Origin of the sequence: Rhodoplanes roseus, from assembly GCF_003258865.1 — a bacterium.
Classification (GTDB): domain Bacteria; phylum Pseudomonadota; class Alphaproteobacteria; order Rhizobiales; family Xanthobacteraceae; genus Rhodoplanes; species Rhodoplanes roseus.
On the sequence record NZ_NPEX01000390.1, the window covers coordinates 1 to 4,346 of the forward strand.

4 protein-coding genes are annotated in these 4,346 nt (G+C 72.7%); 2 read left to right on the forward strand and 2 right to left on the reverse strand.

Annotated elements, in window-relative coordinates; genetic code table 11:
• Positions 1–995: magnesium chelatase ATPase subunit I (bchI, locus tag CH341_RS28755; RefSeq protein WP_111422612.1), on the reverse strand; the 995-nt coding region annotated here is incomplete at its 3' end.
• A gap of 272 nt (positions 996–1,267) precedes the next feature.
• Positions 1,268–2,290, reverse strand: coding sequence for a Gfo/Idh/MocA family protein (locus CH341_RS28760; protein WP_170149848.1), 1,023 nt, complete (start codon positions 2,288–2,290; stop codon positions 1,268–1,270).
• A gap of 288 nt (positions 2,291–2,578) precedes the next feature.
• Here CH341_RS28760 and CH341_RS28765 point away from each other — a divergent pair, with 288 nt between their 5' ends.
• Positions 2,579–3,631: a S1C family serine protease gene (locus CH341_RS28765; protein ID WP_111422617.1), complete on the forward strand. Its 1,053-nt coding sequence runs from the start codon at positions 2,579–2,581 to the stop codon at positions 3,629–3,631.
• A gap of 108 nt (positions 3,632–3,739) precedes the next feature.
• The gene (locus tag CH341_RS36090; protein ID WP_245431297.1) at positions 3,740–4,072 is read left to right on the forward strand and encodes a hypothetical protein; all 333 of its coding nucleotides are present in this window, start codon (positions 3,740–3,742) and stop codon (positions 4,070–4,072) included.
• Positions 4,073–4,346: the final 274 nt, after the last annotated feature.

The window sequence follows — 4,346 nt, forward strand, 5'->3', positions numbered from 1 at the left end:
GTCATGTCGGCGTCGGTCGAGCCGGCCTCGTCGAGCGGGTTGCGGCGCAGGCGGTGGCGCAGCGCCGAGGGTGCCACCTTGCGCAGATGCTTGTCGCCGACCGTGGCGTCGCCCTCCAGCGCCGCGAGCGCGCGCGCCGCCCGGATCAGCGTCAGCTCGCCGCGCAGGCCGTCGGTGCCGAGCCCCATGCACAGCCTGGCGGCGCTCTCCAGCGTCGCGTCCGGCACCTTCACGCCGGACAGCCGGTCGCGGGCGGCCAGGATCTTCCGGCGCAGCTTGTCGTCGTCCTTCTTCCACTTGGCGATGAAGGCCTCGGGGTCGCGCTCGAAGGCGTCGCGCCGGCGCACCACCTCGATGCGGGTCGCCAGATCCTCGGGCGTGCGCACCTCGACCGACAGGCCGAAGCGGTCGAGGAGCTGCGGGCGCAGCTCGCCCTCCTCCGGATTGCCGGTGCCGACGAGCACGAACTTGGCCGGATGCCGGATCGAGATGCCCTCGCGCTCGACCACGTTCTCGCCCGAGGCGGCGACGTCGAGCAGCAGGTCGACCAGATGGTCCTCCAGCAGGTTCGCCTCGTCGATATAGAGGAAGCCGCGATGGGCGCGGGCGAGCAGCCCGGGCTCGAACGCCTTGACGCCCTGGGTCAGTGCCCGCTCCAGGTCGAGCGCGCCGACCACCCGGTCCTCGGTGGCGCCGAGCGGCAGGTCGACGACCGGCACGGGCACCTGGCGGCTCTTGAGCTCGCCCGGCTTCTTGCCGTGGCAGTGCTCGCAGGCCGGCGCCGGCTTGTCGGGATCGCACGCATAGGGACAGCCGACCACGACCTTCATCTTGGGCAGGAGCTGCGCCAGCGCGCGCACCGCGGTCGACTTGCCGGTGCCACGGTCGCCGAAGGCGAGCACGCCGCCGACGGTCGCATCGACCGCAGCGATCAGCAGGGCGAGCTTGATCTCGTCCTGCCCGACGATGGCGGAGAACGGAAACACCAATGCCATGGAGGGCCCAATCTCGGTACGAAGCAATGCAGAGCAGCGGGCGACCGGCCGCCGGCCGAAGGACCGCGCAGGTGTAAGGTTCGACGAGTATAGGAGCCGTCAAGCCGGGGCAACATGCGTAGGCACCCGGAGGTGGGAGGCCAAGCTGCGATGCCGGTCGCGACTGCGGCCTGCTCCCTGACCAAACACGAGAACGTTCGGCTCAGCACCTCGTCCGACCGGTCGAAGTCGGGCCCCGGCTCTGCCGCGGGGCACGGTGCCGAGAGTGCGGCCTACTCCACCCTCTGCGCCTGGCCCGTGGCGGCGGAGCGGATCAGGGCTTCGGTCGCGGCGGCGCCATGGACGATCTCGGCCGGGGTGACCGGGAAGGCCGGGCCGCCGGCGGCGGCGCGGGCGAAGGCCTCCAGGCCGACGCGGGCCGTGTCGACGCGGTCCGCCGCCCAGGTCTCGGCCTCGCCCTGCACGGGCTGGAACCGGCATTCGGCGAACAGGCCGGTGCGGCGCTCCTCCGAGGAGGCGCCGGCGACATGGGTCATGCCGTCGAGCCGCACCCAGCCCTTCGAGCCGTAGGCCTGGACCACGAAGGCCGGCGCCGTCGCCATCATCATGCCGAGATAGGCGGAGGCGCCGCTCTTCATCCGGAACAGCGCCGAGGTGGTGTCGTCGGTCGGCAGGTCGACGGCGCGCCGGGTGCTCTGGCAGTAGATCGTCTCGATCTCGCCGGCGAGCTGGATGAAGGCGTCGATGGCGTGCACGCCGAGCGGCGCCAGCGCCCCGCACGGCGCCTCCTCGGGCTTGGCGCGCCACGCCGTCTTCGGCATGAACAGGGCGTTCGGCACCGTCATGATGCACTCGATGTGCTCCAGCACGCCGAGCCCGCCCGACCGGATTCGCTCGCGCAGCTTCTCCATCTCGGGATGGAAGCGGCGGTTGAAGCCGATGCCGAGCACGACGCCGGCCTTCTCCACCGCGGCGGCGGCGGCCGCCGCCGAGGCCTTGTCGTAGGTGAACGGCTTCTCGCAGAACACGTGCTTGCCGGCCCGCGCCAGCGTCGTCGTCTCGGCGGCGTGGCCGGACGGCGGCGTCGCCAGGATCACGGCCTCGATGCCGTCGTCCTTCGCCAGCTCGTCGACGGACGCCACATGGCGCAGGCCGCGCGCCGTGATGAAGGCGTCGATCTCCGGCGAGACGCGCGGCTGCGCGGCGGCGACGACGGTCATCAGCGCGGAGCCGTCGATCGACTCCACCAGCGTCCTGCCCCACCAGCCGAGCCCCGCGATGGCGGTCCTGATCATGACATCCCCCCGATGGTGTTGTTGCTTGACGACGGCCCGAACGGGCCGGCCGCCATCCCGGCACGGGGTGCGGTGCAGCGTCAAGCCGGGCCGGCCGCCGACCTGTCCCGCCCCGGTCGCACGCCGCACCCCGTCTGCGGCGCCCCGCCGCATCGGAACCGGCTCCGGCCGCAGGCCTTATTCCCGCAGCGGCGCGGTCCCATAGTGCCGCCGTCGTCGTCACTGGAGTGGTCCGTGGACAGGTCGGTTCGCTACATCCTCTTCGCCGTCGTGCTGGTTCTCGCCGCCATGCTGGCGCAGCCCTGGATCCAGCAGCAGTTCTATTCGGCGACCACGCCGCGGGCGATCGAGCCGCGCGGCGATCTCGCCGAATGGGAGCGCACCACCATCGCGATCTTCGACCGGGTGTCGCCGTCGGTCGTGCAGGTCGCCGGCCGCGCCGGCGGCGACACTTTCGCGGGGGCCGATCCGGACGAGCAGAACGGCGGCGCCCAGACCGGCACCGGCTTCGTGTGGGACGCCGCCGGCCACATCGTCACAAACAATCACGTCGTCCAGGGCGCGACCGAGATCGCAGTGCGGCTCGCCAATGGCGACGTCGCGCGCGCCCAGGTCACCGGGCTCGCGCCGAACTACGACCTCGCGGTGCTGCGCATCTCGGGCGTCCGCACGCTGCCGCCGCCGATCCCGATCGGCAGCTCCGCGGATCTGAAGGTCGGCCAGGCGGCGTTCGCGATCGGCAATCCGTTCGGCCTCGACCAGTCGCTCACCACCGGCGTGATCAGCGCCCTCAAGCGCCGCCTGCCGACCACCACGGGCCGCGAGATCTCCAACGTGATCCAGACCGACGCGGCGATCAATCCGGGCAATTCGGGCGGACCGCTGCTCGATTCGGCCGGCCGGCTGATCGGGGTCAACACGGCGATCTTCTCGCCCTCCGGATCGAACGCCGGCATCGGCTTCGCCGTGCCGGTCGACACCGTCAACCGCGTCGTGCCGGCGCTGATCAAGAGCGGCCGCGTGCCGACGCCCGGCATCGGCATCGTGGCGGCGCCCGAATCGGTCGGCACGAGGCTCGGCGTCGAAGGGCTCGTGGTGGTGCGCACCGTGCCGGGCTCGCCGGCCGATCGCGCCGGCCTGCGCGGCGTCGACCGCACGAGCGGCGTCGTCGGCGACGTGATCGTCGCCTGCAACGACACGCCGATCCGGCGGCTCGTCGATCTGAGCGACGTGCTCGAGCAGGTCGGCGTCGGCAACCGCATCGAGCTCACCGTGCTGCGCGGCGGCGGCACCACCAAGCTGAGCCTGGAGGTCGTCGACATCGGCGGGCGGACGCCGTGACGCTTGGTATGGAAGGCGTGTGACGTCGCGCACAGTCGGGCCCGCGGGGCTGCGCGATCCTCCGATGGACAGCCGGCGACGAACGCCCGGCGAACCGGAGGATCCGTCATGTCGACGCAGACCGAGACGTCCGCCCTGATCGCCACCGTGGTCGGCGATCTGTGGGCCAGCCTGTTCACCGAGACGCGCGCCGCGGTCGGCCGCGCCCTCCGACGCCGCGGCCGCGCCCTGCCCGCCGCCGCCGTCCTGCTCGCGCTGTCGGCCACGGCCGGCGCCGCGCAGGGCACCTCGGAGGAGCGTGCCGCCTGCATCCCGGACGCCTTCCGGCTGTGCAGCAGCGCCATCCCGGACGCCGACCGGGTCATCGCCTGCCTCAAGGTCGAGCGCGTGAAGCTGAGCCCCGCCTGCCGCACCGTGATGCGCAAGAACGGCTCGATCTGATCACGTCGCCGGGCTCCGGCGACCATCGCGCCCACGACAAGAAAAAGGCCGCGCAGAGCGCGGCCTTTTTGCGTGCGACCGTCGGTGCTGAACGCGTCAGAAGCCGACGCCGATGAACAGCGGGAACGGGGCGCGCTCGAAGCGGGTCGCCACCACATAGGCGCTGCGCGCCGGTGCGACGCGGGCCGGCGCGGCGCGCACGACGCGCGGCCGAGGCGCCTGCGCCACCGGGGCGCGCGCGGCCCTGGGCTTCGCCGCGGCCCGGGCGGAGGCG